Origin of the sequence: Leucobacter sp. UT-8R-CII-1-4 (assembly GCF_030010235.1) — a bacterium.
Classification (GTDB): Bacteria; Actinomycetota; Actinomycetes; order Actinomycetales; family Microbacteriaceae; genus Leucobacter.
The window spans coordinates 149,668-174,170 of sequence record NZ_JASCRS010000001.1 but is presented as its reverse complement, the minus strand read 5'-3'; the positions used below and the strand labels follow the sequence as shown (position 1 = coordinate 174,170).

The 24,503-nt window shown below is 58.1% G+C and carries 26 protein-coding genes; 10 read left to right on the top strand and 16 right to left on the bottom strand.

Annotated features, from left to right (window positions below):
• Positions 1–15: 15 nt before the first annotated feature.
• Entirely contained in the window at positions 16–849 is an 834-nt protein-coding gene (locus QBL02_RS00840; protein WP_282724454.1) for an aldo/keto reductase, read from the top strand.
• A gap of 27 nt (positions 850–876) precedes the next feature.
• Positions 877–2,298 carry an argininosuccinate synthase gene (gene argG, locus QBL02_RS00835; RefSeq protein WP_282724453.1) on the top strand — a complete coding sequence of 474 codons (1,422 nt, stop codon included), beginning with the start codon at positions 877–879 and terminating at the stop codon, positions 2,296–2,298.
• A 243-nt stretch (positions 2,299–2,541) separates the two neighbouring features.
• Here argG and QBL02_RS00830 read toward each other — a convergent pair whose 3' ends face one another.
• On the bottom strand, positions 2,542–2,790 hold the full coding sequence (locus tag QBL02_RS00830; RefSeq protein ID WP_282724452.1) for a WhiB family transcriptional regulator: 249 nt from the start codon (positions 2,788–2,790) through the stop codon (positions 2,542–2,544).
• Positions 2,791–2,982: 192 nt separating this feature from the next.
• Here QBL02_RS00830 and QBL02_RS00825 point away from each other — a divergent pair, with 192 nt between their 5' ends.
• Positions 2,983–3,417, top strand: a complete 435-nt coding sequence (locus QBL02_RS00825; RefSeq protein ID WP_282724451.1) for a hypothetical protein — start codon at positions 2,983–2,985, stop codon at positions 3,415–3,417.
• 11 nt (positions 3,418–3,428) lie between these two features.
• Here QBL02_RS00825 and bcp read toward each other — a convergent pair whose 3' ends face one another.
• From bcp to aroA, 3 genes are all read right to left on the bottom strand, one after another.
• Positions 3,429–3,902, bottom strand: coding sequence for a thioredoxin-dependent thiol peroxidase (gene bcp, locus QBL02_RS00820; protein WP_282724450.1), 474 nt, complete (start codon positions 3,900–3,902; stop codon positions 3,429–3,431).
• Between the two features lie 81 nt (positions 3,903–3,983).
• Positions 3,984–5,045 carry a ribosome small subunit-dependent GTPase A gene (gene rsgA, locus QBL02_RS00815; RefSeq protein ID WP_282724449.1) on the bottom strand — a complete coding sequence of 354 codons (1,062 nt, stop codon included), beginning with the start codon at positions 5,043–5,045 and terminating at the stop codon, positions 3,984–3,986.
• A gap of 3 nt (positions 5,046–5,048) precedes the next feature.
• On the bottom strand, positions 5,049–6,455 hold the full coding sequence (gene aroA, locus QBL02_RS00810; protein ID WP_282724448.1) for a 3-phosphoshikimate 1-carboxyvinyltransferase: 1,407 nt from the start codon (positions 6,453–6,455) through the stop codon (positions 5,049–5,051).
• Between the two features lie 212 nt (positions 6,456–6,667).
• Here aroA and QBL02_RS00805 point away from each other — a divergent pair, with 212 nt between their 5' ends.
• Together QBL02_RS00805 and QBL02_RS00800 are read left to right on the top strand one after the other, a co-directional pair.
• Positions 6,668–7,300, top strand: a complete 633-nt coding sequence (locus tag QBL02_RS00805; RefSeq protein WP_282724447.1) for a sigma-70 family RNA polymerase sigma factor — start codon at positions 6,668–6,670, stop codon at positions 7,298–7,300.
• Positions 7,297–7,530 carry a zf-HC2 domain-containing protein gene (locus QBL02_RS00800; RefSeq protein ID WP_282724446.1) on the top strand — a complete coding sequence of 78 codons (234 nt, stop codon included), beginning with the start codon at positions 7,297–7,299 and terminating at the stop codon, positions 7,528–7,530. Before QBL02_RS00805 ends, QBL02_RS00800 begins: the two co-directional genes overlap by 4 nt.
• A gap of 107 nt (positions 7,531–7,637) precedes the next feature.
• On the opposite strand, the gene QBL02_RS00795 is transcribed toward QBL02_RS00800, so the two are convergent.
• The 7 genes from QBL02_RS00795 to QBL02_RS00765 form a co-directional block, all read right to left on the bottom strand.
• Positions 7,638–10,082: a transglutaminase domain-containing protein gene (locus QBL02_RS00795; protein WP_282724445.1), complete on the bottom strand. Its 2,445-nt coding sequence runs from the start codon at positions 10,080–10,082 to the stop codon at positions 7,638–7,640.
• A 192-nt stretch (positions 10,083–10,274) separates the two neighbouring features.
• Positions 10,275–11,075 carry an ATP-binding cassette domain-containing protein gene (locus QBL02_RS00790; protein ID WP_282724444.1) on the bottom strand — a complete coding sequence of 267 codons (801 nt, stop codon included), beginning with the start codon at positions 11,073–11,075 and terminating at the stop codon, positions 10,275–10,277.
• Positions 11,072–11,875, bottom strand: a complete 804-nt coding sequence (locus tag QBL02_RS00785) for an ABC transporter ATP-binding protein (RefSeq protein WP_282724443.1) — start codon at positions 11,873–11,875, stop codon at positions 11,072–11,074. The genes QBL02_RS00790 and QBL02_RS00785 overlap by 4 nt, the downstream gene beginning before the upstream one ends.
• Complete coding sequence (locus tag QBL02_RS00780) at positions 11,865–12,752, bottom strand: ABC transporter permease (RefSeq protein ID WP_282724442.1); 888 nt, start codon at positions 12,750–12,752, stop codon at positions 11,865–11,867. The genes QBL02_RS00785 and QBL02_RS00780 overlap by 11 nt, the downstream gene beginning before the upstream one ends.
• Positions 12,749–13,702: an ABC transporter permease gene (locus QBL02_RS00775; protein ID WP_282724441.1), complete on the bottom strand. Its 954-nt coding sequence runs from the start codon at positions 13,700–13,702 to the stop codon at positions 12,749–12,751. The genes QBL02_RS00780 and QBL02_RS00775 overlap by 4 nt, the downstream gene beginning before the upstream one ends.
• An 83-nt stretch (positions 13,703–13,785) precedes the next feature.
• The gene (locus QBL02_RS00770) at positions 13,786–15,372 is read right to left on the bottom strand and encodes an ABC transporter substrate-binding protein (protein ID WP_282724440.1); all 1,587 of its coding nucleotides are present in this window, start codon (positions 15,370–15,372) and stop codon (positions 13,786–13,788) included.
• Between the two features lie 143 nt (positions 15,373–15,515).
• Positions 15,516–16,430, bottom strand: a complete 915-nt coding sequence (locus QBL02_RS00765; protein ID WP_282724439.1) for an alpha/beta hydrolase — start codon at positions 16,428–16,430, stop codon at positions 15,516–15,518.
• A 188-nt stretch (positions 16,431–16,618) separates the two neighbouring features.
• Here QBL02_RS00765 and QBL02_RS00760 point away from each other — a divergent pair, with 188 nt between their 5' ends.
• Positions 16,619–17,404 (top strand): isoprenyl transferase, encoded by a 786-nt coding sequence (locus tag QBL02_RS00760; RefSeq protein ID WP_282724438.1) that lies wholly within the window; start codon positions 16,619–16,621, stop codon positions 17,402–17,404.
• Positions 17,405–17,550: 146 nt separating this feature from the next.
• Here QBL02_RS00760 and QBL02_RS00755 read toward each other — a convergent pair whose 3' ends face one another.
• Positions 17,551–18,624, bottom strand: a complete 1,074-nt coding sequence (locus QBL02_RS00755; RefSeq protein WP_282724437.1) for an inositol-3-phosphate synthase — start codon at positions 18,622–18,624, stop codon at positions 17,551–17,553.
• Positions 18,625–18,808: 184 nt separating this feature from the next.
• On the opposite strand from QBL02_RS00755, the gene QBL02_RS00750 reads away from it, so the two are divergent.
• The 3 genes from QBL02_RS00750 (at position 18,809) to QBL02_RS00740 (ending at position 21,052) form a co-directional block, all read left to right on the top strand.
• The gene (locus QBL02_RS00750; RefSeq protein WP_282724436.1) at positions 18,809–19,759 is read left to right on the top strand and encodes an inositol monophosphatase family protein; all 951 of its coding nucleotides are present in this window, start codon (positions 18,809–18,811) and stop codon (positions 19,757–19,759) included.
• A 5-nt stretch (positions 19,760–19,764) separates the two neighbouring features.
• Complete coding sequence (locus QBL02_RS00745) at positions 19,765–20,340, top strand: NUDIX hydrolase family protein (RefSeq protein WP_282724435.1); 576 nt, start codon at positions 19,765–19,767, stop codon at positions 20,338–20,340.
• Positions 20,341–20,527: 187 nt separating this feature from the next.
• Entirely contained in the window at positions 20,528–21,052 is a 525-nt protein-coding gene (locus QBL02_RS00740; RefSeq protein WP_282724434.1) for a septum formation family protein, read from the top strand.
• A 64-nt stretch (positions 21,053–21,116) separates the two neighbouring features.
• Here the strand turns inward: QBL02_RS00740 and QBL02_RS00735 are convergent, their stop codons facing one another.
• Positions 21,117–21,932 carry a helix-turn-helix domain-containing protein gene (locus tag QBL02_RS00735; RefSeq protein ID WP_282724433.1) on the bottom strand — a complete coding sequence of 272 codons (816 nt, stop codon included), beginning with the start codon at positions 21,930–21,932 and terminating at the stop codon, positions 21,117–21,119.
• 92 nt (positions 21,933–22,024) lie between these two features.
• Here QBL02_RS00735 and QBL02_RS00730 point away from each other — a divergent pair, with 92 nt between their 5' ends.
• Positions 22,025–22,528, top strand: coding sequence for a VOC family protein (locus QBL02_RS00730; RefSeq protein ID WP_282724432.1), 504 nt, complete (start codon positions 22,025–22,027; stop codon positions 22,526–22,528).
• A gap of 31 nt (positions 22,529–22,559) precedes the next feature.
• Here the strand turns inward: QBL02_RS00730 and QBL02_RS00725 are convergent, their stop codons facing one another.
• Genes QBL02_RS00725 through QBL02_RS00715 form a run of 3 tightly spaced genes read right to left on the bottom strand, consistent with a single transcriptional unit; the run spans position 22,560 to position 24,233 of the window.
• On the bottom strand, positions 22,560–23,036 hold the full coding sequence (locus tag QBL02_RS00725; protein ID WP_282724431.1) for a SprT-like domain-containing protein: 477 nt from the start codon (positions 23,034–23,036) through the stop codon (positions 22,560–22,562).
• A complete protein-coding gene (locus QBL02_RS00720) occupies positions 23,029–23,922 on the bottom strand; it encodes a fused MFS/spermidine synthase (RefSeq protein ID WP_282725255.1) in 894 nt (297 codons plus the stop codon). The genes QBL02_RS00725 and QBL02_RS00720 overlap by 8 nt, the downstream gene beginning before the upstream one ends.
• A gap of 2 nt (positions 23,923–23,924) precedes the next feature.
• Positions 23,925–24,233, bottom strand: a complete 309-nt coding sequence (locus QBL02_RS00715; protein WP_282724430.1) for a glutaredoxin domain-containing protein — start codon at positions 24,231–24,233, stop codon at positions 23,925–23,927.
• Between the last annotated feature and the right edge of the window lie 270 nt (positions 24,234–24,503).

Below are 24,503 nucleotides of genomic sequence, written 5' to 3'. Positions count from 1 at the left end.
ACGGAGGTGCACAAAATGGGTGAACTGCCAGTCCCTTTTCTGGAACTGAATGACGGAAACCTCATTCCACAGCTCGGCCTTGGCGTGTGGCGCCTCCCCGCTGAAGACACCGAACGGGTAGTCAGTGAGGCGCTCGAGCTCGGTTACCGGCATTTTGATACCGCTCGTATCTACGACAACGAAGCAGCTGTCGGTCGTGCGCTCGCCGCAAGCGGATTGCCTCGCGAAGAACTCTTCGTGACCACCAAGCTGTGGAACACCGATCAAGAAGATCCGCACGGTGCGTTTGAAGCAAGTCTTGATCGCCTCGGGCTTGAGAAAGTTGATCTTTACCTCGTGCACTGGCCGGTGCCTCAGCGCAAGACAGCTGTCGGAGCTTGGCGTGGTCTTGTTGAAATCGTCGGTTCGAACCAGTGCGATTCAATCGGCGTCTCAAACTTTGAGATTGCGCACTTGAACGAGCTCATCTCCGAGACCGGTGTGGTGCCTGCGGTAAACCAGGTCGAGTTGCATCCGCTGCACCAGCGCCGTGAATTGCGCGCGTTCTGTGCCGAACGCGGGATCGCGGTTGAGGCATGGGGTCCACTGAGCCAGGGCAAGAGCGACCTGCTTGAACGGCCAGAAACCGTTGCTGCCGCTGCAGCGCACGGTAAGACTCCAGCCCAGGTGGTCATCCGTTGGCATCTGCAGCACGGCACCGTTGTCTTCCCGAAAACATCAAGCCGAGAGCGTCTTGCTGAGAACGCCGACGTTTTCGACTTTGAGTTGACGAGCGCCGAAATGGCAAGCATCGACGCGATGGACGAACAGCGAAACTTCGGACCGGATCCGGCCTCGTTTAACGAGTAAGTGCCCTCAGGCAATAGGATAGAAACTATGTCTAAGGTTCTGTCTTCTCTGCCTATTGGCGAGCGCGTCGGTATTGCATTTTCCGGCGGCCTCGATACCTCGTGCGCTGTTGCATGGATGCGTGAGAAGGGTGCGGTGCCTTGCACCTATACCGCCGATATTGGTCAGTACGATGAACCTGATATCGACGGCGTCGCTGACCGCGCGAAAGAGTACGGCGCCGAGATTGCGCGTCACGTAGACGCGAAGCTTCCGCTGGTTGAAGAGGGCCTCGTTGCGCTGCAGTGTGGCGCGTTCAACGTGCGTTCGGGTGGCAAGACCTACTTCAACACCACACCACTTGGTCGCGCTGTGACCGGCACTTTGCTGGTTCGTGCGATGAAGGAAGATGGCGTCGACATTTGGGGCGACGGCTCGACCTACAAGGGCAACGACATCGAGCGTTTCTACCGCTACGGCCTGATGGCGAACCCAAGCCTTCGTATCTACAAGCCTTGGCTCGACAGCCAGTTTGTTGAAGAGCTCGGTGGCCGCCACGAGATGAGCGAGTGGCTTGTCGCAAACGGCTACCCATACCGCGACGCCACCGAAAAGGCTTACTCGACCGATGCAAACATTTGGGGTGCAACGCACGAGGCCAAGACGCTTGAGTTCTTGAACGCTGGTCTCGACATTGTTGAACCGATCATGGGTGTTGCTGCGTGGCGTGAAGACGTCGAGGTGGCGACTGAAGAGGTTTCGGTTCGTTTCGAAGCGGGTCGCCCGGTTGCCATCAACGGCGTCGAGTATTCAAACCCGGTTGAGCTTGTATTTGCTGCGAACGAAATCGGTGGCCGCCACGGCCTTGGCGTGAGTGACCAGATCGAGAACCGTATTATCGAGGCGAAGTCGCGCGGTATTTACGAGGCTCCTGGTATGGCATTGCTGCACATTACCTACGAACGCCTGGTCAACGCGATTCACAACGAAGATACCCTTGCCTCGTACCACAACGATGGTCGCAAGCTTGGCCGTCTGATGTACGAAGGTCGCTGGCTTGATCCTCAGTCGCTGATGCTGCGCGAGGCGCTGCAGCGCTGGGTGGGCTCCGCTATCACCGGTGAGGTGACCCTTCGCCTGCGTCGCGGTGATGATTACACCATCTTGAACACCACGGGCCCGAACCTGAGTTACCACCCAGAGAAGCTTTCGATGGAGCGCACGGTTGGTGCTGCGTTTGGTCCAGAGGATCGTATCGGCCAGCTGACCATGCGTAACCTTGACATTGCTGATTCGCGTCAGCGTCTTGAGCACTACGCGGCAATCGGTCTTGTTGGTGGCGCGACCGCTGAACTTGTTGGTGAGCTTGAGCGCGGTGGCGCTGCCGAAATTGCTGATGCAGTTGGCGGTATCGACGAAGATGCTGACGAGCTTGGGCTCTCGGCTGCCTTTGACTCTGGCACCGACTAATAGTTGAGCGAAAGAACCCCGCATTTCATCTGCATGATGATTTGCGGGGTTCTTTTGCTCTCAGCCACTCTAGAACGCGATATGAGCGACTTTCGCCAGCAGTATCGGGTTCATGTGTGTTATTCGCCTAAACGTGCGTCAAATTGCTTGCTGGGAGCCGCTCGATGTGGACCTCTGGCGGATAGAGAGCAAAAAAGAGCCCGGACCAAGCGGTCCGGGCTCTTTTGCAAGTCGTGTTGCGAGTTAGCTCGCGCGGCGGGCGCGGGCTGCGCGGCGCTTAAGCGCGCGGCGCTCATCTTCGCTCAGGCCACCCCAAACGCCAGAATCCTGGCCGGTGTCCATCGCGTACTGAAGGCACATCTCGGTGACGGTGCAACGTGCACACACGGCCTTTGCGCGCTCAATCTGGTCGACAGCCGGACCGGTGTTGCCTACCGGGAAAAAGAGCTCCGGGTCAACGGTCAGACATGCAGCCTGCTCGCGCCAATCCATGTGATTCCTCCTGTGTGATGGTTTGCGCGCGCGATAAACTTAGATCTGGCTGGTAGCCCGATTCGCGCGGCGGTTGTCGTTTGGGACTGAGAATGCCCACCACGACGTGCGCGAACTCATATGGATATATGGTTCCATGAAAGATGAAGTAATTCAAGACTTAATTCTTCACGCACCCGAAAGGTTCCTGAAATGAGCGATTCACCAAGCAGACACCGACGGTCGGAAACCGCCTGGGCAATACTGGCGATTTGTCTCGCAGTTGAAGCGTTTTTGCTGATCTGGGTACTTTTTTCAACGGTGCTTGCCGCATTGAACACACCCGAAATGGCGGCTCAAAACTACAGCCTCGTAGTTGTTGTTGCAATCTGCGTGTTGTGGGTTGTGATCACCCTGATGCAGTCACTTCGGTCACGTGTGAGTTGGGTGCGCGGCTCTGCGGTCACCATTCACGTGCTGCTTTTCGCTGCCGGCACAGGTTGCCTGCAATTGCTAATCGGCCCATTCTGGCTAGGTTTCGGAATGATCCTGCTCGCCCTCGTTGGCTTCTTCTCGGCGGTTATTGCTCGACCGATCCTCGCCCTCGACTCACACGAAATTGAAGACGAGGATCAGCCCAGCGTATAGGCTGTGGCGCCCTAGACGTTGAGTAGCTTGCGCACACGACCCACATGGCCAGTCGCTTTGACATTGTAGAGAGCGTGTTCAATCTTGCCCTCGGCATCGATCACGAAAGTTGACCGAATCACGCCCTGCACGATTCTGCCGTAGTTCTTCTTCTCACCAAATGCGCCGTACGAGCTGAGCGTCTCACGCTCTGGATCGCTCAGCAGCGGGTAGCCAAGACCATCGCGTTCTGCGAAACTAGCCAGTTTTTCGACGGTGTCTGGCGAGATGCCGAGCACAGTGTACCCGGCGGCCTTCAGCGGAGCCGAGCTCTCCTGGAAGTCGCACGCCTCGGTGGTGCACCCTGGGGTCATCGCTGCCGGGTAGGCGAAAAGCACCACCCGAGTGCCTCGCAAATCGCTCAGTCTTACTGTCTCATCATGCTGGTTTTGCAGTGAGAAATCTGGTGCCTGTTGGCCTGCCTCAAGAATTACACGATCACTCATATCTGCCAGCCTATCGGGGGTTCCCTGACAGCTTGCGTCGAGCGCAGCCCCCGTCGCAATAGCGAATGGGGGAGCGCACCGCTAACGCAAAAGGCGGCGGAGTGACTCGACTCGGCGAGCCCCGGCAGCATCAAGTCGGCCATCAGCGATGGCGAGATCAAGCTCACAATCGGGGGCGCCAGCCTCGTGCGTGCAGCCACGAGGACAGGCGTCAAGAAACGGCGCAAGATCAGTGAAACCACGCAAGACGCTCTCGCTCGTGACATGGCCGAGCCCGAAGGAACGCACGCCCGGCGTATCGATGACCCAACCGCTTTCGCCGCCCTCGGCTCCCGGCGTTGACGCGCGGTAGGCGACCGATGACGACGAAGTGTGTCGACCGCGACCGGTGACCTCGTTAACGTGCCCAGTGGCACGCCCCGCATCTGGCACCAGTACGTTGATTAGCGTCGATTTACCAACGCCCGAGTGCCCAACAAACACGGTGGTCTTGCCGGCGAGGGCCGCGCGGATCTCGGCGATCGGTTCCTGCCCAGGCGCTGAGGTGAATACCGGCACATCGAGGGCAGCAAAATGATCAAGAAACTCGGTGGGGTCTGCCTGATCGACTTTCGTCATGCAGATCAGTGGCGTAATTCCAGCGTCATATGCAGCAACGAGGTAACGATCAACGAGGCGCACGCGCGGTTCGGGGTTCGCCGCCGCAACCACAATCAGCATCTGATCTGCGTTCGCCACCATGATGCGCTCTACTTTGTCGCTATCGTCGGCACTGCGCCGCAGCATCGTGCGACGATTTTCGATCGAAACAATTCGCGAGAGCGTGCCTTCGGCCCCAGACGTGTCGCCAACAAGTTCAACCCGGTCGCCGATCACAATCGAGGTTTTGCGAAGTTCGCGGGCCCTGGCCGCTGTGATGGTTCGTTCTTTTTTGTCTAGCGGATCGGCACCAGCCTGAATCAGCGCTGTGTAACGGCCGCGGTCAACCGCGGTGATCATGCCAGTCACAGAATCAGCGTGCTCTGGTCGGCGTTTGGTGCGCGGCCGATTTGCTTTCGGGTTTGGACGCTGCCGCACCGTGTGGTCGGCATATTCCGCATACGGGCCGTCGAGGGAATCGTCGTCTGGGGTGAGCCAACTCATGTGTTAAGACACCCCATCGCTCAGCATGTTTTCCCAGAGCTCAGTGAACTGCGGCAGCGTTTTTGAAGTGCTCTCAATATCGTCAACCTCAAGCTCGGGTACGCGCAGACCAATCAGTGCGCCGGTGGTAGCCATGCGATGATCGGCGTAAGCCCCCCAGGTGCCGCCCCGCAGTGTCGCAGGCTGTACAGCGATCCCATCTTCGAGTTCTTTCGCGTCGCCACCCAGAGCGTTGATCTCATTCACGAGTGCCGCAATTCGATCGGTTTCGTGATGGCGAATGTGGCCGATTCCAGTGATAGTGCTTGCCTCACCGTCGCCGTTCCCGGTGCCGTGAGCGGCGAGAGCGGCGAGACCAATGAGTGTTGGTGCAAGCTCACCAGCCTCTGGCACGTGCAGGGTAGCTCCGCGCAGCACGCCAGTGCCGCGTACCGTCACCGTCTGTGTGTCACCGCTTTCTGACGTCGTGACTTCTGCCCCGAATGCAGGCAACAACGAGCGCAACTGGTCGCCAACCTGTGTGGTTTCAAGCGGCCAATTTGGTACCGAAACCGTGCCGCCGGCCACCAGTGCCGCTGCCAGAAACGGGGCGGCGTTCGAGAGATCCGGTTCAATCGTGAGGTTGATTGCCCGAATCGCTCCCGGCAGCACACGCCACTCGCCGGGAGCTACAGTTTCAGCCTGCACACCACGGCGGCGCAGTGACTCAAGTGTCATTTCGATGTGCGGCACACTCGGCAGGCGCTCGCCGGTATGCACCACGTGCACGCCCTCTTCAAAATGTGCAGCCGCAAGCAGCAACCCTGAGACAAATTGGCTAGAGAGCGAGGCATCAAGTTCAACCCGCCCGCCCTTGAGTGAACCGGTGCCGTGCACAGTGAAGGGCAGCGCGCCGCGGCCATCATCAGAAATATCAGCGCCAAGCGTGCGCAACGCTTCAAGTACCGGGCGCATCGGGCGTTTTCGCGCGTAGGGGTCACCGTCAAACGAGACCGGGCCGAGTGCGAGCGATGCAACGGCCGGCATAAAACGCATCACGGTGCCGGCTAGCCCGCACTCAATACTGGTTGAGCCGATCAATTCTTCGGCCGGGGTGATTCGCAGATCTGGTCCGAAGGCATTGGCTGGGTGATCCACCGCAGAAATCGTGATGTCGAGCGCCCGAAGTGCCTCGGTCATGAGCATGGTGTCGCGTGAGTGCAGGGGAGCGTGCAGGGTGCTTGGGCCGTCTGCGAGCGCCGCGAGAATCAGTTCACGACCGGTAAGTGATTTTGAGCCGGGCAGCGGCACAGTCGCCGTGAGCTGCTGGTTCGCGAGTGGAGCCTGCCAGTGCGGGGGCAGCGCGTCACCAGCACCCTGGCCTGCCGGATCTTCATCATCTCGACCAGGGTTCATCTTTCCAACGAGCATGAAGAGGGGCCTCCGACGGAATACAACTGCGGCATTGATTGTTCTAGATTCTACCGGGCCAAGCTTGCGACCCGGCTGCGCGTCACCGCGGCGCGCGTCATACTACGAGATAGGGAGTCAGTGTGAGCATTGCGGCACCACCCGTTCGTCAGACGCGGCGCTCCGAGACGATCACAATCAACGCTCCAGAAACTCGCGTAGGCTTTCGTAGTGTGACCACTAAGGCGAACGCAACTGACCGCGTCGAGCTTGAGCAGCGGTTCACTCGTGACGCGCTGCCATACCTCGATCAGCTCTACGGCGCTGCGATGAAAATGACGCGCAACCCGCAAGATGCTCAAGACCTCGTGCAAGAGACTTTCGCAAAAGCTTTTGCGTCGTTTGGCACTTTTGCCGAGGGCACCAATCTGAAGGCATGGCTGTATCGCATCATGACGAACAGCTACATCAACGTCTACCGCAAGAAACAGCGGGAGCCGTATCTTGGCGTGGTTGAAGATCTTGAAGACTGGCAACTTGGCGGGGCAGAATCAACAACTGCTATGTCATCGCGTTCAGCAGAGGCCGAAGCGATTGACCGAACACCTGCTGGGGTAGTGACTGATGCCCTCGCAGCGCTGCCGGAAGATTTTCGTATGGTGGTCTACCTGGCCGATGTCGAAGGTTTCAGCTATCAAGAAATCGCCGACATTGTCGAGCGACCAATAGGCACGGTCATGAGCCGGCTGCACCGTGGCCGTTCGAGGCTACGTCAATCGCTTGGCGATTATGCACGTGAACAGGGCATCGGGGGATCCACCTCCGAACGCCGATCTGAGACTCCAGAGAAAGGGGCAGCACTATGAGCGGATGCGGATGCGAACATGCTCGCGCGAACCTTGAAGAACTGATTCGAGGCGAGTTACGCGAAGGCGATTGCGGCCCGATTCGGGAACACCTCGCGGAGTGCTCGGAGTGCCGAGACGAGCAGCAGGTGTTTGAAAACCTGACCGTTGCGGTGCGGCGTGCCTGCGAGGGGCCAGCACCAGCTTCGCTTCGGGAAACCATTATTACCTCGCTGCGAGACCTGCACTAGTCGAGTTCGCAGTTGGTGTCGAGTTTACGGCGCAACACCCACTCGCAGCACACACAAAAGGCCGGTAGCCTCAAGAGCTACCGGCCTTTTGTGTTGTTTGCTAGTCCTTATGGAGTATCAAACTTGGACTTGCTGGCTTCAAGAATCCAGCTATCGCCCTCGTCTGCGATGCGCTGAGCACTGCCCGTGTAGTCACTCTCATTGATGATGAGGTACTGGTTCGGGTTGCTTTCGCTGTCGTTCCAAGTTGGGTCAAGGGACTTCCAGGTGCCATCAATCTTTACGCGGTTCCAAGCGTGAGGCCCGGCATCGATCACTTCACCTCCCACGATGATGCTTTCGAGGCCAGCCTCGCGAGCGATCATGGTGAAGGCTTGTGCGTAACCCGAGCAAACAGCGGTGCCATCGCGGAACACGCCGATTGGGCTCCAAGCGGTGAACTCAGAGTCGTAGGCAATCTTGCCCATCGGATGAGCGAAGCCCGTAAGCGAATTGCCTTCGTAGGCGGCAAGGCTGTCGAAATCGTATTCGGTGTTTTCGATGACCCACTGGTTGATCGCAACCACCTTGTCGGTATCGCTTTGGCCCTCGACCGATGCAGCAATCTCGGCGGCCTTATCGTGGCTGAGCTTCATGGCAGCTTCGCGATCTTTTTGATCAAACACGTAATCGATAAAGATGCGGTCACGATCAATGGCGACGACTGGCCGGCCATAGTTCACGATTGGATTCTGGGTGACAGCTTCGCGGTAGGCATCGTATGGGCTTGGCGCGTTTGTGTCTTTGCTCCACTTCGAAACGTCGATCGACTTTTCGCCAGCGATCATGCTCGCGGCAATGTGCTCCACCATCGGGTGGGTGCCGAAGACCTCGTAGTCAACCTTCGGGGTCTTTACGGCCGCGGGCAGCTTGCGATACTCAAGCACATCGATCGTGTGGTCTGCGTCTTCAACGGTGAGCAGCACTCCGCCGGTCTTGTTTTGCTCGGCTATGGAACGTTCGTTGAATGCAACGATATGGGTCTTGAGCTGCTCCATCCATTCAGCCTTCGACATGCCGGCAGGCACGTACGAGGCATACGACGTTTCCAGAGAGGTGCCGAGTACCGTGCCGCGCATGCCGACCCCGTCGGGGTAGACGAAGCCTCCGTCTTCACCAAAGTTTTGAATGACAATATCGGGGTTCAGCGAATCCGGGTCGATCTGCACCTGCAGAGTGCGCGTGGAACCGTCAAGGGTGGTTACCGGTAGCCAGGTGTTTAGACCGGTGAGGTCTCCGACGTTCCACTTCTGGGTTTCGTCTTGGGTTTGGAACAGCTGGAATGATGCCAGCTCATACGGTTGTGCGCGCACACCCGAGTCTGGTTCAACGAGTTCGATCGGTGAGTACTTGCCATCGTGCTTCACGATCACGCCGATGCGAGCCTTGGTGGTGTTCATTGTCGCCCGGAACATTTCTTCGGGACCGTACTCTTGTACGTCGGCTGAATCGCCGCTGAAGAGTTCAAGGCCCGTATTCTGAGTCATGTCGAATGGGCGATGATCGCTTGAGTCGTATTCGGTTTCGCCCTTGAGTACGGCAATACGATCAATCATCCATCCGTCTTCAGCGGTGCCGAATGATGACGGTGCCGCCTTCAGCAGCAGGTATTCGGTGTTTTTGTCAGCGTATTCGGGCGCAACCCAAGTGACTTTCACAGAGCCATCTTCTGCGCCCTTTGCGAATGACACCCGTACGCCATCTAACTGATCCTGCTTAAATTTCGGCAGGATTCGAGTAACCTCAGGCATCTCAAGTTTTTTGCCGTCGGCATCGTAGCTCTGCTTTACCCAGTACTCGGAATACAGCGACCAGGGGATCTCTTTATCAAAGAAAGTGGTCTCGTAAATATCGCTATCGCTATAGAGTCCGGTCGCTGCCGAAGCCTTGTCAGTCGACTGCAGTGGCGAGATTTCCCACTCATAGTGGTTGCCGTTTTTAGAGCTGTACGCGAACGCCTCGACCGGAATATTGAGTTCACGGTCGGCGAAAAGGTCGAACACACCGTGGCTATAGGTTACGGGTTCGCCGGCAGCCTCAAGCTCGGTACTCAGGTCAAGAAGATCTACATTCGCGTCAACCTTGAACGCTTTGTCGCGCGACACGTCTACTTCGACGGGTGGCATGTATTTGATCCCGTTGATCACTACGGCTTCGGTTTGAGCGGCACCGCCCTGATTGCCGAGCATGACAGGAATTGAGATTGCAGCGGTGGTCACGAGGGCGAGCGCTGCGACACCGGCGGTAACGAGAAGCCAGGTCTTCTTCTTGGGTTTTCCGGGAGCGTCAGGGGTGGTTGTGACAGCAGTGCTCGCTGTGTACTGCGCTGGATCGCCCGTCGCCGGCCACGCGGTCTGTACTGGCTGCACTGCCTGCGGCTGTTGCGCCTGTTGTGGCGGCTGCTGAGCCTGATGAGAGAAGGTGTGTTCCGTCCACTGAGTTCCGTCCCACCACCTCAGCTCTGCGTTTCCGCTTGGATCTGGATACCAGTCTGGCTTTGGTGATTCGCTCATCTACGGTTCCTCGTAACTTTTCCCTAGTCCCTCGCCATATGAGTGTAATAAATCATCGGATGTATGCAAAGTCTTCTCTGCAAGTCAAGCGCAGAGAGGCCCAGATACAGGAGGAAATTTGCGGCTCCGAGTTCACAACATACGGGGCCGAACAGCTGAACAACCGAACAACCGAGCAGCCCAGCGGTTCAATTAGGGGAGTCGGGGCAGCGCTTCAATAAGTTCCCTGGTGTACAACTCTTTGGGGTTCGAAAAAATAGTGTCAACGTCACCCCGTTCGACAATCTTGCCGTCTTGCATCACCGCGATACGGTCAGCCACCCGAGGAACCACAGCCAAATCATGAGTCACCGTAATCAGTGTGAGACCCAGTTCATCGCGTAATTCAGAAAGCAGATCAAGCAAGCGCCCGCGCACAAGCACATCAAGTGCGCTCACCGGCTCATCTGCGACCAAAAGCTCCGGCCCGTGCACGAGCGCGCGCGCCAAGGCAATACGCTGGCGCTGCCCACCAGAGAATTCATGAGGATAACGATCCGCCGATCCAGCGGGCAACTCAAGGCGGTCAAGCATGCTCACCACAGCTGCCCGATGATCACCGGGCGCCTGGGTCGCAATCAGCGGCTCAGCCACAGTCTGCCCAATTGTGCGTCTCGGGTTGAACGAAGAGTAGGGATCTTGAAAAACTATGCCCGTTCGTCGGCGTAGCCACAACAATCGGTCGCTTGTGCTGTCGACCAGCATGCCGTCAAAACGCACCTCACCCTCGCTTGGCCTGCTGAGCCCAAGCAACAGCTTCAGTAGTGTGCTTTTGCCCGAACCAGACTCACCGACAACCGCAACGCTTTCGCCGCGCTGCACAGCAACATCTACGGTTTCGAGAGCGCGGCTTATGGTCGCCTTGCCAAACAGACTCGTTGACGGCACCCGGTAGTACTTGCAGAGCCCCTTCGCCTCAATCAGTGGGCCCTCATTGAGGGTGTGGTTCCTCATGAGTCACCTCCCGCCGCACGAATCAGGGCCCGAGTGACAGGATGATTTGGAGCCGCAAGGATCTGTGCGACCGTACCGTCTTCAACCACGCGGCCATGATCGAACACCAGCACCCGCTCGGCAACCTCTGCCATCACTGCGAGGTCATGAGTAATAAACACGAGCGAGGTATCGTCTGCCACGGTGAGTTCCCGAAACAACTCCAGCACACCTCGCTGCACGGTCACATCAAGAGCTGTTGTCGGCTCATCTGCAAGCAATAGACCGGGCCTTGCCGAGATTGCAGCGGCAATCGCTGCGCGCTGGCGCTGGCCGCCGCTCACCTCGTGCGGGTAAGCGCGCACAATACGTTCGGGATCGCGCAGCCCCACCTTAGCGGCAAGTCGAAGCGCAGCCTGACGACGCTCTGCTTTAGACAGCGAATAGTGCAGCGCGAGGGCCTCAGTCATTTGACGGCCAAGACGGTGCAGCGGGTTGAGCGCTGTTTTGGGCTCTTGAAACACCATGCCGATCTGATCGCCACGAAGGGGAGCAATTTCGGCATCTGGTCGACCAACAAGTTCAATATTGCCAAGTCTGATCGATCCGCTGATCTCTGCTTCTTCAGGGAGCAGCCCCGAAATTGCGAGCGCAGTAAGCGTTTTACCCGACCCAGAACCGCCAATAAAGCCAAGCCGCTCGCCCGGAGCAAGCGAGAACGAAACATCGTGCAACAGTGGCGTGCCATTCATCGACACGCTGAGCCCGTTCACTTCAAGCGGGGGCGCGCTGGCAGTTGCCACCAAAGTGTTATTCGGCACGGTTGGCCTCCTTGCCTTTTACGCGCGGCCGCGCGAAACGCAAACGCGGATCCATCACCTCGCGCAGGGCGTCACCAAGCAAGTAGAACGCGAGCACGGTCACAGTGATAGTGATGCCCGGCCACAGCACTACGAGCGGATGCACCGAGATGAACGCTTGCGACTCCTGCAACATTCGGCCCCAAGAAGGCACATCGGCTGGCGCCCCAAAACCCAAAAAGCTGAGGCCAGCTTCGGCAAGAATCGCAAGACCCATGCACAGCGAAAGCTGCACCACAAAAACCGGTGCAGCATTCGGCAAGAGATGCATACGCAGGATCTGCCAGCGTGAGAGCCCAGCTGCGCGAGCTGCAAGCACAAAATCTTCGGCGCCGATCTGACGAAGTTCGGCCCTGACAACGCGGGCGATCTGTACACCGAAACCGATGCCCACCGAGACGATGATCACTGGAATGCCACTGCCAAAAACAGCGGTGAGCATGATCGCGAGCAACAGCGTGGGGAAGGCGATCAGCACGTCGATCAGAATGATCAGCGGCTCGCGGAGCGGACGCGGGCCAAGGCCCGACAAAATCGCAAGCAATAGGCCGATCACACTTGAAACCGCGGCAGCACCGAGCACCACAAGCACCGTGACTTGACTCCCAGCAATCAGGCGTGAGGCAATGTCTCGGCCGCTATTATCTGTGCCGAGCCAATGCGCAGCCGAAGGTGCATCCCAAGCCTGGTAAATATTGGCGTGGTTTGGGTCTACCGGCAGCCAAAAGAGTGAGACGAGTGCGGTCAGCGCGAGGAGACCAAGCGTTGAGAGTGCGAAGATCCCGCGTGGCGAACGCCAGAGCAGCCCGAGCGTGCTTCTAGATTGCTGCGTGCTCATTGTTCTTCCACCCGAAGTCTCGGGTCGACTACCCGGTGCATAACATCGATCAATGCGCCGAGCGCAAGAATCACAGCCGTGAGCACAAAGAGCGTGCTCTGTACCTTGATGAGATCACGCTGGCCGACATCGACGACGAGCATGCGGCCGAGGCCGGGCAAGCTAAATAGCTGCTCGATCACCACGGCACCCACAAGAAGACCGGCAACCTGCAGGCCGAGAATTGAAATGACTGAGAGGCCAACGCCCGGAAGACCGTGTCTGATAAGTGCTCCGAAGCGGGTGTAGCCACGCGACATCGCGGTCCGCACGTGTTCAGCGCCGATCGCATTGAGGGTTGCGCTCTTCACAAAACGGAACAAAATAGCGCCTTCGATGAGGCCGATCGTGAGCGCGGGCAGAGTCAGCGAGCGCAGCGCCGCCATCGGGTCGGCCCATCCGTCGCGAGGAAATCCCTGAGCGGGCAAGAGGCCCAGCCAGGTCGAGAGCAGCATAATGCCGAGCAAACCCGCCCAGACTGCTGGTACCGCGGCTGCGACTACGCCGAGCACCGAGATGATGCGGCTGGGTAGCGCATTGCGGCGATACGCCGTGAAAACACCTAGGGGCAGTGCCACAACCAGGGCGACTACAAGCGAGTAGAGCGTGAGCGGCACGGTTACCTGGGCCTTTTGCGCAATCTCAGCTGCGATTGAGGTACCCGAGACGATTGAGTTGCCGAGCTGTCCGGTGAAGATGCCACCGAGCCAGTCAAAGTACTGCAGGGGGAGCGGACGGTCGAGGCCAAGCCGTTCGCGAATAGCGTCGACCTGGGCCGCTGACGCAGAGGTGCCACCGATGACCTGCGCGACGTCGCCTGGCAGCAGCCGAAGCGACAGAAAAATAATGAGGCTCGCTAATAAGAGTCCCGCGAGAAGCGTCAGCAGCCTGACGACGAGAAAGCGGCTCATTCCTCGATCTTACTTGTCTGTATGTAGTGAATTCGCTCCCTGGTGATGCGTTGTGTCACCAGGGAGCGAATTACTGCACAAATTTAGACGGATACGTCGGCAAGGTTAATTCGCGAGTTCGTGTTGCTCGTCGGGAAACCCTGCACGTGCTTCGCAATGGCGTTTGCTGGCGTGTAGTTGATGAGCCACTTTGCAGGCGCATCCTCTGACACGATCTTGGCGGCTTCCTTGACGAGCTTTACAGCCTCGCTTGGGTCGGTCGCCGCAATCGACTGCGCGTAGAGTTCCTGCACCTTCGGGTTGTTGTATCCGAAGTAGTAGTCAGGGTTCGCGTAGTTCACAAAATCGTTTGGCTCAGCGTGATTCACATAGCTCAGATCAAAGTCACGGATGCTTCCGTCTTCAGGAGCCGAATACACGTCACTCAACCAGGTGCCAAACTCAACTGAGTTCACGTTGAGTTTTACGCCCACAGCTGCGAACTGAGTAACGACCTGGTTAATTGCGTCGGTGCCGTAGAAGTTTGGAATCGTGACACTGAGTTCGAGGTTCTCGACCCCGGCTTCTGCAAGGAGAGCCTTCGCAGCCTCTGGATCGTATGGATGCACCGAATTCAGATCTTCGTAAGCAGGTTCCAGATCGGTGATTGGTCCGCCGAGAGGCTTACCGTCGCCATAGAACGCGGCCACCATCGAATCGCCATCAATCGCCATAGAGAGTGCCTGGCGTACGCGAGGGTCGTCAAGTGGTGCCTTCTTGGTGTTAAAACCAAGGGTGAAGACATCGGTGCTTGCCGCGTGCTCGATCTTGAAGTCTGAGCCTTCGAACTGCGACACCATGTTTGAGAGCACTGGTGCGAGTACATCGAGATCACCCTCGAGCGCAGCGTTCACAGCGGCGTTGCCGTCTGGAATGTAGCGCCAGACAACGCTGTCAACAGCTGGCTTTTTGCCCCAGTAGTTTGCATTGGTGTCGAAGGTGATGCTGTCACCCTGCTTCCACTGCTTCACAACAAAAGGGCCGGTGCCATTGCTGGTGCTTGCCAGGTCGCCTTCAAAAGCAGTCTCAAATACGAGGCCTGGGCGATTGGCGAGGTGCCAGAGCAACTGGCTGTTAGGTGCTGAAAGTGTGACCTCAACGGTGAGAGCGTCTGGCGCAGTGACGGTGACTGGTGCGCCGAGCGCAGTGCTCAATGACGCTGGACCTTCGGCGGCACTGAGCGAATCAACTACGTCATCTGCGGTGAGTTCATTGCCCGAAGCGAATTTTACGCCCTTACGCAGCGTGAAGGTGTAGCTGAGCCCGTCGTCACTCTGCTCTGGCATGCTCTCGGCGAGCACCGGAACATAGGTATCGACGGTGCCAGACTGCAGACCAATCAAGCCCTGGTAGACGTTATCAACCAGAATCTGGTCGAGCGCAACACCACCGGTGGTGCGAATGTCGAGATTGCTTGGTTCAAGCTGCAGGCCGACAACGATCTGCTTGGTGGTGCCATTCGTTGGAGGCACCTGGGTGTCTGAGGAGCGGTTGCCCAGCCAGAACACCAGCGCCGTAATCACGGCAGCGGCGACAACAATTGCGAGCGTGACGAAAAGCGGTTTGTTCGATCGTCCACGCTTGCGGTACTCGGGCGCCTCAGCTGGGGCGCTCGTGTTTGACTCGGTCACTGAAGTGGCTCCTCGGGTCGTGCGCGGCACTCTGCCGCGCGCAAAAATACATAGACGGCGGGCGGCGATGCTCGGGCGTCCCAGCCGAGATTACGCGCCTTTTGAGCGAATGTCTTCTCGCAGAACACCTTGTTAACGTCTTGTTACTTTCCGAAAAAAGTCTCGGCGAGCGCCGCAGCAAGTTCGACTGGTGAACTCTCTTGGAGATTGTGCAGGCCAGGCAGCAAAACGAGCTTTGCATCGGGCAGCATTTCGCGCCATTCGGCCGCGAGCTCTTCGCCTACCAGCCCATCACTGGCTTGGAACAAAACGATGGGGAGTTTGTGTTTGCTCAGATACACGAGGGGCGCCCAGAGCGCTGCAAATGGTTTGCCTTCACCAAGGTTTTCCATAGGGCCCGCTGTGATGTGAGCGAAATGGTGAGCCCACTCCCACTGCCCATCCTCACGCAAACGAGAGTTGAGTGCGACGCCCCGTGTGAGTGCGGCACGGTCTTCACCAATGCCGTACTCAATTGCGCGATCAACCATTTCTTCTTGGCTTGCGAAGGCCCGTTTGCCGGAGATGAAATCGTTGATGTCTCCGGCATCACTCTGCGGAACAATGCCGGGGGTGATGTCGAGGATCGCCAGGCCCTTGATACGATCACCCAATTGAGCTGCCAGCACGGCAGAGGTGAGACCGCCGAGTGAGTGGCCCACAAGGTAGAACGGTTCTGGTGCGAGCTGATCCAGCGCGAGCAGCACATCTGCGGCTAGGTAGTCGGGGCGGTAATTTGCGTCGCTGCGCCAGTCGCTGTGGCCGTGCCCGGGCAGATCGATTGATATCGCGGGCACTCCGAGCGCGAGCGCCACCGGATCAAAGCCGTGAGCGTTCAGCCCTACTCCATGCAGAAACACGATCTGCGGGGCTGATTCTGGTGAGAATTGCAGGGCAGAGACCTTGCGGCCGTCTGAGACTTCTACGCTGACACGGCGCACTTCCGGTAGTTCACCGGTGTAGCCAACTTGAGCCGCGTCACTTTTTAGGAACCGAAATTCATCATCGTGCTGTGCCATGGGCCGAGCCTACCTGCGGTGCACGGCAAGGTCGAGAGGGTTGCCGTACGAATCTGCGCCACAGCTTTGTCGATATGTACCGACAAACTCACTTTCGGAGGGAGAGGATTCCTTCGCGACACTCGCGGGGGTGAATTTGTGCAATGTTACTGAGCTTCTGCACACCCAAACGCACTACACTCAGCTAAGTGAACCCCGACCGCACGGAGCCGAGACCCGGACCGCTGTACAAGCTGTACCAGCGACGTCTTCGGCGAGAGGTCGATCCAGCGAATGTTCCGCACCATATTGCGGTAATCGTTGACGGCAATCGTCGCTGGGCGAAGCAGCGCCTGCAAGAGCGTGTGGCCTTTGGTCATCGCGCGGGCGCACGCAAGATCCCAGAATTCTTGCACTGGTGCGAAGACGCTGGTGTAAAAGTTGTAACGCTCTATCTGCTTTCGAGTGACAACCTCAAGGGCCGGGATAATCAGGAGTTGCTTGATCTTTTCGGCATCATCTCTGAACTTGCAATTGGCCTGACTGAGATCGCTGATTGGCGCGTGAAGCATGTTGGCAGTTGTGAGGGCTTGCCGGCAGAGCTGAGTGATGCGCTGGCCATCGCTGAGGAACGCACAGCAGACCGCACCGGCTTGCACATTAATCTTGCTGTCGGTTATGGCGGACGCAGTGAGATTACTGCCGCGATGCGCAGCGTGATTGCTGAGCACCGCGAGGCTGGCGGCACAATCGAGACGCTGGCTGATCGGCTTACTCCCGAGATGATTGGTGAGCACCTCTGGACTCGTGGCCAGGCGGATCCTGACTTGGTGATCCGTACCTCGGGAGAACAGCGACTCAGTGACTTTATGATCTGGCAGTCGGCGCACAGTGAGTTCTACTTTGTTGAGGCGCTTTATCCGGACCTGCGCGAGGTTGACTTTCTGCGCGCGCTGCGTGACTACTCAAGTCGTCAGCGACGCATGGGCCGTTGATCCAAGGCCCAGTGCATTCGCGAGCGAAACTGAAGCGAAGCGCAATCAGTGCGCAACAATAATGGCCGGCGGCTAGGCCGCACACACCAGAGGCGTGCGCAGACTGGCCACCGGCCATAATCGCTTAGTTCGAAGCTGGATCGAAGCTAGTTCGAAGCTAGATCAAGAAAAGCTTCAAGCTCTTCACGAGCGATGTGATCCGCCTTCTGCACAGGTGGCGACTTCATGAAATACGCCGAGGCGGCCTCGACTGGGCCAGCCTGGCCGAGGTCCTTCGCGACCTTCGCGCTGCGGATGGCGTCGATCATGGTGCCCGCCGAGTTTGGTGAATCCCAAACCTCAAGCTTGTACTCAAGGCTCATTGGCACATCGCCGAAGCCGCGGCCCTCGAGTCGCACAAACGCGAACTTACGATCCTCAAGCCAAGGCACATGGTCGCTTGGGCCGATGTGCACATCACCCTCTGGTAGATCCACCTCAATATTTGAGGTGACTGCCTGAGTCTTTGAAATCTTCTTCGACTTCAGGCGCTTGCGCTCAAGCATGTTCTTGAAGTCCATATTGCCGCCAACATTGAGCTGGTAGGTGTGGTCGAGCGCAATACCGCGGCTCTCCATCAGGTGTGCCATCACGCGGTGTGTGATGGTAGCGCCAACCTGGCTCTTAATGTCGTCACCGACGATGGGAAGCCCGGCTTCGACAAACTTGGCAGCCCACTCTGGGTCGCTCGCTACAAATACTGGTACCGCGTTCACAAAGGCAACGCCAGCATCAAGCGCGGCCTGAGCGTAGAACTTCACTGCTTCTTCGCTGCCGACCGGCAGGTAGCAAGCGAGCACATCGGCACCTGAGTCGCGCAGCACCTGTGCCACGTCAACGGGTGTTGCCTCAGATTCTTCGACCTCGTCGCGGTAGTACTCGCCGAGCCCGTCGAGGGTTGGTCCGCGCAGTACCGGCACGTTGAGGGCCGGTACGTCTGAGAACTTGATGGTGTTGTTGTGTCCGGCCCAGATTGCCTCGCTCAGATCTTTGCCAACTTTGTCGGCATCAACCTCGAAAGCGGCAACAAACTGCAGATCCGAGACGTGATAACCGCCAAGACGCACATGCATCAGGCCTGGCACCTGAGCGTCGTCTGCGGCTCCCTTGTAGTATTCGACTCCTTGTACGAGCGAACTCACACAATTGCCAATGCCCGCGAGGGCTACCTTCACTGTCATCGCACCAAGCTTTCGTAACTCGTTCTCTGCGTTATAACCTGCAACGCTCTGCGTTAGAACCTGCCAACGGCCCAGTCTATTCCTTTCGGCATGCTCGGCGGTTGTGCGTGGGCGCGTTCCTCGCTCGCCCGGAGCGATCAAGCGCGGTCAGACAAGCGGCAATTGTGCGCGCTACGCTCGAGGTATGAGTGAGTTTCAGCGGGCTACCGAGGTTGCGATTCGGGCTGCGCTTGGCGCTGGTGAGATTGCTTTGCAGGGGTTTCGTGCACGTGACCTGAAGATCGATGTGAAGAGCGATATGCACGATCTGGTGACTCATTACGACGGGGCCTGTGAGAGCTATATCCGTGAGGCGATTCTTGCTGCTTACCCGGACTCGAGCATTATCGGCGAAGAGAATGAGGCGGTCGCGGGTGTAGGGCGGTTGAGCTGGTTTGTTGATCCGATTGATGGCACCGCGAACTTTGCGCGAGGGATCGCTTTGTGGGCCATCAGTATTGGGGTTGCGCTTGATGGCGAGTTGATAGCCGGGGTGATTTTTGATCCAGCGAATGCGCAGTTGTTCTGGGCCGATGAGCGCGGAGCATTTTTGCGAGATACCCGGGTGCCCGGGGCAGCGGTGGATCGCCCAATGCGCAGTTGGGGGTACACCGTGCCGGCTCAGGCTACGCTTGCGCTGAATTTTCCGTTAGCTCGTGATTTGGCATATCGGCCAGAGCTCGCACTTTCGCAATTTGCCGAGATTACCCAGAACTTTGGTCAGATTCGCGGTCTGCACAGCACCTGCATTGCACTTGCTTGGGTTGCTGCCGGGTGGGTTGACGCGACTATTTCATTTGAGACGAGCCCGTGGGATGTATCTGCCGGTGCCTACATTATTCGCAGGGCCGGTGGAGTTTTTACGGGGTATCGCGGGGGCCAGGCCGTTCCAGCGGCCGAGAGTCATCTTGCACCGCACTATTTCGCTGCGGTGCCCGGCGCGGAGTTCGCCATGCTGCATGAGGTGATGAGAACGCAGAGTATGCGCCCGGAGACGGGGTCTGCGCCGCTTGCTCTGGCGGATCCTTCGCAAAAAGTATCGCCAGATCTTTCATCGAATGCTTCAGCTCAAACAGCAATCGATGGGGGAGAATAACAGCTATGGCCATCGACACCGCAGACTTGCCTGAACCGATTGATCCCGAGGATCTCCCGCCGATAAACACGAATCCTGGCTGGCTGAGCGAAGACGAGCTTGCTTTTGTTCGCGGCCGACTGCCAATTCTTTACGTTGAGGCTGTGCCGGTCCGGGTTGATGGTCAGGGGCAGGTGAATGAGGTTGGTCTGCTGCTGCGTTCGACTCCCGAGGGCGTGATGACTCGGGCGCTTGTTGCCGGTCGTGTTCGTTATGGTGAGACGCTGCGTGATGCGCTGTTTCGTCATCTTGAGAACGATCTTGGTTCGATGGCTTTTCCGCTGATTCCGGCGTCTCCGATTCCGGCTCAGGTGGCAGAGTTTTTCCCATTGCCGGGTGTCTCGCCGTACATCGATGAGCGTCAGCATGCGGTGTCGCTGGTGTTTGTGGTTCCGGTCACAGGCTCGTGTGAGCCACGGCAGGATGCGCTTGAGATGACGTGGATGTCTCCCGACGAGGCGCTTGCGCCTGGCACGCTTGCTGAGTTGGCGGGTGGTCGTGGAAAGCTGCTGAGACAAGCGCTTGCTTCGGTGGGCTGCTGATCTAGCGAATTTTCCACGGAATATATGTTCAAAATACGAACATTTGGTTGATTTGCCTCAACCGGGCAGCACCAATGTCATACTTGTGTGTGGAAAATCAAGGCTGGTCGGCGTCTGACCTGTCTTCAAGTCGTGCTACTGACTGGCCTTGTGCCACTGAGTGATACACATTTGAAGGACAAACTTGATGATTCAAGAGAAGACGATTGCCCGCACCCTCCGTATTGTTGCGGCTTCGACCCTCGCCCTGGGCGCCCTCGGACTTACCGGCTGCTCAATGCTGAACCAGTTCATGCCAAGCTCGGCGCCCTCGCGCGACGCAGCCACCGGTGAAGTCACCGAAAAGCAGGACAACGCAGATGTGTTTGCCATTCGTGTTGGCGACTGCGTAGACACCAACAGCGCAGGTAGCCAGATCTCAAGCCTGCCTGTCGTGCCCTGCGCAGAGTCGCACAGCGACGAGGCCTTCTTCGCTTACAAGGTTGCAGACGGCGACTTCCCAGGCGAAGACGCAATCAACACCGAAGCGATGGACAAATGCCTGCCCGAGTTCGAAGCCTTCGTAGGCTCGAGCTACGAGGAAAGCGCGCTCGACTTCTGGCCAATGACCCCAACCTCGGGTTCATGGTCGCAGGGTGATCGCGAGGTTGTCTGCTTCGTGTATGACACCGCGGGTGACACCGTTGGATCGCTGAAGGGCTCGGGTCGCTAGATCAAAGCTGAATGAAAGCGGCGGCAAGATGCTCGGCATCCTGTCGCCGCTTTTGTATTGCGCTTTACGAGGCAAACGATTGGGCGCGATACTCGCTCGGAGTCTTGCCCAGAAACGCCCGAAAGTCTTTGCTGAAGTGCGCGTGATCGGCATACCCCAGCTCGGTTGCGAGGGCTGCGAGATTGAGCCCAGCTTCGGTGCGCAGCCTGGCCGCCGACTCTTGAAGCCGTCGCCGCCGAATCATCGCATGCAGCGGCACGCCAAAATACCGCTCAGCAACCCGCTGCAGAGTTCGCAGTGACGCCGGTAAACGATCCGGCAGTTGATCAGTTCGAATAAGCGCTGGATCGCCAAGCACTTGCTCAAGATGATTTGCAAGCGCGGCCTCAGACCCCGGAGCGGGCGGTTCTACAGTGCCGAGCAAAAAATCACTGAGTTCTCGCACTGCGAGTGCTCTGCGCTCCTCAGCAGGGCGGTCCTCGTTGCTCATAATTGCAGAGACTGCGGGTGCAAGCTCCGGGATTACGAGGCTGAGGCTTTGATCGCGAAGACCAGAAAGGCCGGTATCGCCGGCATGCTGCTGCGCGATTGCGTATGCGGCGGCCGGTCGAAGCAGCGCGCCAACGCACCAGCCGCGCCCCTCAAGCAAGCGGTAGGAGCGCTGTGTCGGTGGACCAACAAGTGTCACACTCTCACCCTCAACCGTAAAATTGCTCGCGGGAAAGGGCAACACCTCCTGCCGAGATGACGTGCCAGGCGCGAGATTCCACTCGGGCAGCCAAAACCAGCGCACGGCGTAGGCGCTGCCCTCATCTGGAAGATAACGATGAAACTCGGGCAATTGACTCGGATAGAGAACGCCGCGTTCTTGATCGCTCATGACGCACCTGACTGTGTTTGATGCCGCGAGTGTGCGGCAAGCTGGCGCAAATGTTCTAGCCAGCAGACTCACCCTGATTTTACGCTTTTGCCATGAACACTGAACACTATTCCGCAGCCAACGGTAAGCACACCACGAATGGCAGGCCTAACGGCTCAAGCTCGCTTACACCCTTCCTCGCTCTCCCAGATGCGGCCAACGCAATCAAGTTCTACCGCGATATTTTTGGCGCGCGTGTGGTTGATGTGACTGAAATGGGTGGCATCGTCGCCCACGCAGAACTTGACTTTGGTGTTGGGCACCTGCAACTTGGCGAACCAATGCCCGACTATCACCTGGTCGCGGGCCCAGTAGGAGAAGACGACTGCTACTCGATGGGCATCTACGTAACAGACGTTGACGAGACGGTGCGGCGAGCGGTCGCTGCCGGTGCAACGGTGCGCGAGGCACCGAGCAATTTTGTTTCGGGGGATCGCTTCGCCAGCATTCGAGATCCCTTCGGTGTGCGGTGGTCGGTAATGACTCGCATCGAGGATCTCTCAGAGGCTGAGAGCGCGCAGCGAGTTCAGGAGTGGGCTGCGTCTTTTGAGAGCTAACTGCCGCGCACGCAGAAACCGTAGCTTCAACTCAAGCGAGTGAATTCGACCGTTTCTGCCAGCTGATCAGGTGCGCCCGCGAAAACGAGCGCGAGCACTTGCCGCACGAACTCTCGCGCTTCGGCGCGCGAAAGCGCGCATGCTCATGCCCGGCAGGGCAGCGGCCGATCCACGGCGCGAGTTCATGCGCAATCTCGCCGTCGTGGGTGCGCTCGCCAACATAGCCAATTTCCCGGGCGATACGCTTCCATTCGGGGCCGTGAGCTGCGGCAGAGCCCGCGATCGCGTGCGCAACCTCGTGCAACAGAATTTGATGAATTTCATCGTCATCAAACTTTGCTGCGAGGTGGCGCGAAACGGTGATCTTTTTGGCGGTGTAGTTGCACAGACCAGCCCGTCGCTTGGCATGGTCGAAGCCGAAACTCCAACTGCCTTCGCCGTGCAGCGGGTCGAGATGCAGGCGAATCAGCGACTCAGCCCACACCCGAACGCGATTGAGCTCAGCCACGTCCGAAGATCTCTGCCGGGGGCTCCGGGCTTTGCACCGCCTCGGCGTCAGTGACCGGTTTCGCGTTTTTCATCCAATCGGCAAGCTCCCGACCAACCAGCATTCTGGCAGGGTGAGGGCCGCCGGCAAGCAGACGGGGCAGCCAATCGAGTTCTCCAATTGACGAGGGATCGGCGGGCGCGCGACGCGCGCGATCCTCGTCTCCCAATGGGCTCGCAGCAAGCAACACCACGTTGCCAAACCTTCGCCCCTTGAGCACCTGAGGTTCGGCGACAGCAGCAACCGTGCCAAACACCGAGGCAAGCGTGGCAACTTGACCGCGAGTGAACGTTTGACCGCTGCCATCGGTGGTGTTCACCACAACCAGACCGTCGGGTGCGAGCAAGGGCGCGATCAGTTCATAAAACTCAACGCTTGAAACGTGAGCGGGCGTGCGAGAACCCGCAAAAATATCTACCACGACAAGATCGATGGCACCGAGCATGCCCTGCGGAAGTTTTCCGAGTACCGCACGAGCGTCGCCGTGGCGCACCCTGATGCTGGCGCGTTTTGGCAGGGGAGCGGCCTCGCGCACGAGGTCGACAAGTGTGCTTTCAAGTTCAACAATCTGCTGCCGGCTGCCGGGCCTTGTCGCCTCGACATAACGAGGCAGCGTGAAAGCGCCACCACCCAAGTGCAGTGCAGAGATCGGCTCGCCGGGTGTACGAAATAGGTCGATGGCGTGCGAGATGCGGCGAATGTACTCAAAAAACACTTCGCTTGGGTCGCGCAGGTTTACGTGTGACTGCGGGGTGCCATCAACGACAAGTTGGATCGCCCCAGGTACCCAGCGGTCTTCTTCGATTTCGGCAGTGAGGCCCGAGCTCAATGTGATCGGGTCGGGCAGCCTCACGCCGAGGCGCCCTGGCTGCCTGAAGCGAGGCCAAGTTCGTCGATCTTGTGCTGCATATCAGCGTTTGAGGGTTCCACCTGGTGGCTGCCATCGGTGTAGAGAATCACCGGAATGTTGGTGCGACCGCTGATATCGCGAGCGACCTCGGCGGCATCCGGGTCTGCGACCAGATCAACGTAACGATATGACGCTCCGGCGCTGTCGAACACGCGTTTTGCGCGACGGCAATCGCCGCACCAATCGGCACCGAAGATAATGGTCTCTGCCGCCGCTTCACCCTGGGTTGCCGTGTTCTGCTCATTCATACCCCTAAGAGTACGCCGAAGCAGCGTAGAAGGCGCTGAGTGGCGGCGATTGATCCAGCGCTCAGACTGCTTCTTGTATCCAAATGATGCGTATATATATGCGGTGGAAAATGCGACGAGTGTTTCCGGTCAAGATTCGAAGCCGAAAGCGCTTGTCAGTAACTAGTAAATGAGTTACAGTTGATAGCTGCGCTTCGAATTTTCTGTGTGCCTTCATATTGCGGTCGGCCATTGTGCTCGTTGTTCCTATTTCACGAGCCGCTCGAAGCC

Excerpts from the sequence above, each read along its gene's own strand:
- QBL02_RS00750 (WP_282724436.1), top strand. The coding sequence starts at position 18,809 with ATGAGTGAGTTTCAGCGGGCTACCGAGGTTGCGATTCGGGCTGCGCTT.
- QBL02_RS00765 (WP_282724439.1), bottom strand. The coding sequence starts at position 16,430 with ATGGCACAGCACGATGATGAATTTCGGTTCCTAAAAAGTGACGCGGCT.
- QBL02_RS00800 (WP_282724446.1), top strand. The coding sequence starts at position 7,297 with ATGAGCGGATGCGGATGCGAACATGCTCGCGCGAACCTTGAAGAACTG.
- aroA (WP_282724448.1), bottom strand. The coding sequence starts at position 6,455 with ATGCTCGTTGGAAAGATGAACCCTGGTCGAGATGATGAAGATCCGGCA.
- QBL02_RS00795 (WP_282724445.1), bottom strand. The coding sequence starts at position 10,082 with ATGAGCGAATCACCAAAGCCAGACTGGTATCCAGATCCAAGCGGAAAC.
- QBL02_RS00715 (WP_282724430.1), bottom strand. The coding sequence starts at position 24,233 with ATGAATGAGCAGAACACGGCAACCCAGGGTGAAGCGGCGGCAGAGACC.
- QBL02_RS00790 (WP_282724444.1), bottom strand. The coding sequence starts at position 11,075 with ATGAGGAACCACACCCTCAATGAGGGCCCACTGATTGAGGCGAAGGGG.
- QBL02_RS00730 (WP_282724432.1), top strand. The coding sequence starts at position 22,025 with ATGAACACTGAACACTATTCCGCAGCCAACGGTAAGCACACCACGAAT.
- QBL02_RS00755 (WP_282724437.1), bottom strand. The coding sequence starts at position 18,624 with ATGACAGTGAAGGTAGCCCTCGCGGGCATTGGCAATTGTGTGAGTTCG.
- QBL02_RS00825 (WP_282724451.1), top strand. The coding sequence starts at position 2,983 with ATGAGCGATTCACCAAGCAGACACCGACGGTCGGAAACCGCCTGGGCA.
- QBL02_RS00830 (WP_282724452.1), bottom strand. The coding sequence starts at position 2,790 with ATGGATTGGCGCGAGCAGGCTGCATGTCTGACCGTTGACCCGGAGCTC.
- QBL02_RS00745 (WP_282724435.1), top strand. The coding sequence starts at position 19,765 with ATGGCCATCGACACCGCAGACTTGCCTGAACCGATTGATCCCGAGGAT.
- QBL02_RS00840 (WP_282724454.1), top strand. The coding sequence starts at position 16 with ATGGGTGAACTGCCAGTCCCTTTTCTGGAACTGAATGACGGAAACCTC.
- rsgA (WP_282724449.1), bottom strand. The coding sequence starts at position 5,045 with ATGAGTTGGCTCACCCCAGACGACGATTCCCTCGACGGCCCGTATGCG.
- bcp (WP_282724450.1), bottom strand. The coding sequence starts at position 3,902 with ATGAGTGATCGTGTAATTCTTGAGGCAGGCCAACAGGCACCAGATTTC.
- QBL02_RS00735 (WP_282724433.1), bottom strand. The coding sequence starts at position 21,932 with ATGAGCGATCAAGAACGCGGCGTTCTCTATCCGAGTCAATTGCCCGAG.
- argG (WP_282724453.1), top strand. The coding sequence starts at position 877 with ATGTCTAAGGTTCTGTCTTCTCTGCCTATTGGCGAGCGCGTCGGTATT.
- QBL02_RS00740 (WP_282724434.1), top strand. The coding sequence starts at position 20,528 with ATGATTCAAGAGAAGACGATTGCCCGCACCCTCCGTATTGTTGCGGCT.
- QBL02_RS00775 (WP_282724441.1), bottom strand. The coding sequence starts at position 13,702 with ATGAGCCGCTTTCTCGTCGTCAGGCTGCTGACGCTTCTCGCGGGACTC.
- QBL02_RS00780 (WP_282724442.1), bottom strand. The coding sequence starts at position 12,752 with ATGAGCACGCAGCAATCTAGAAGCACGCTCGGGCTGCTCTGGCGTTCG.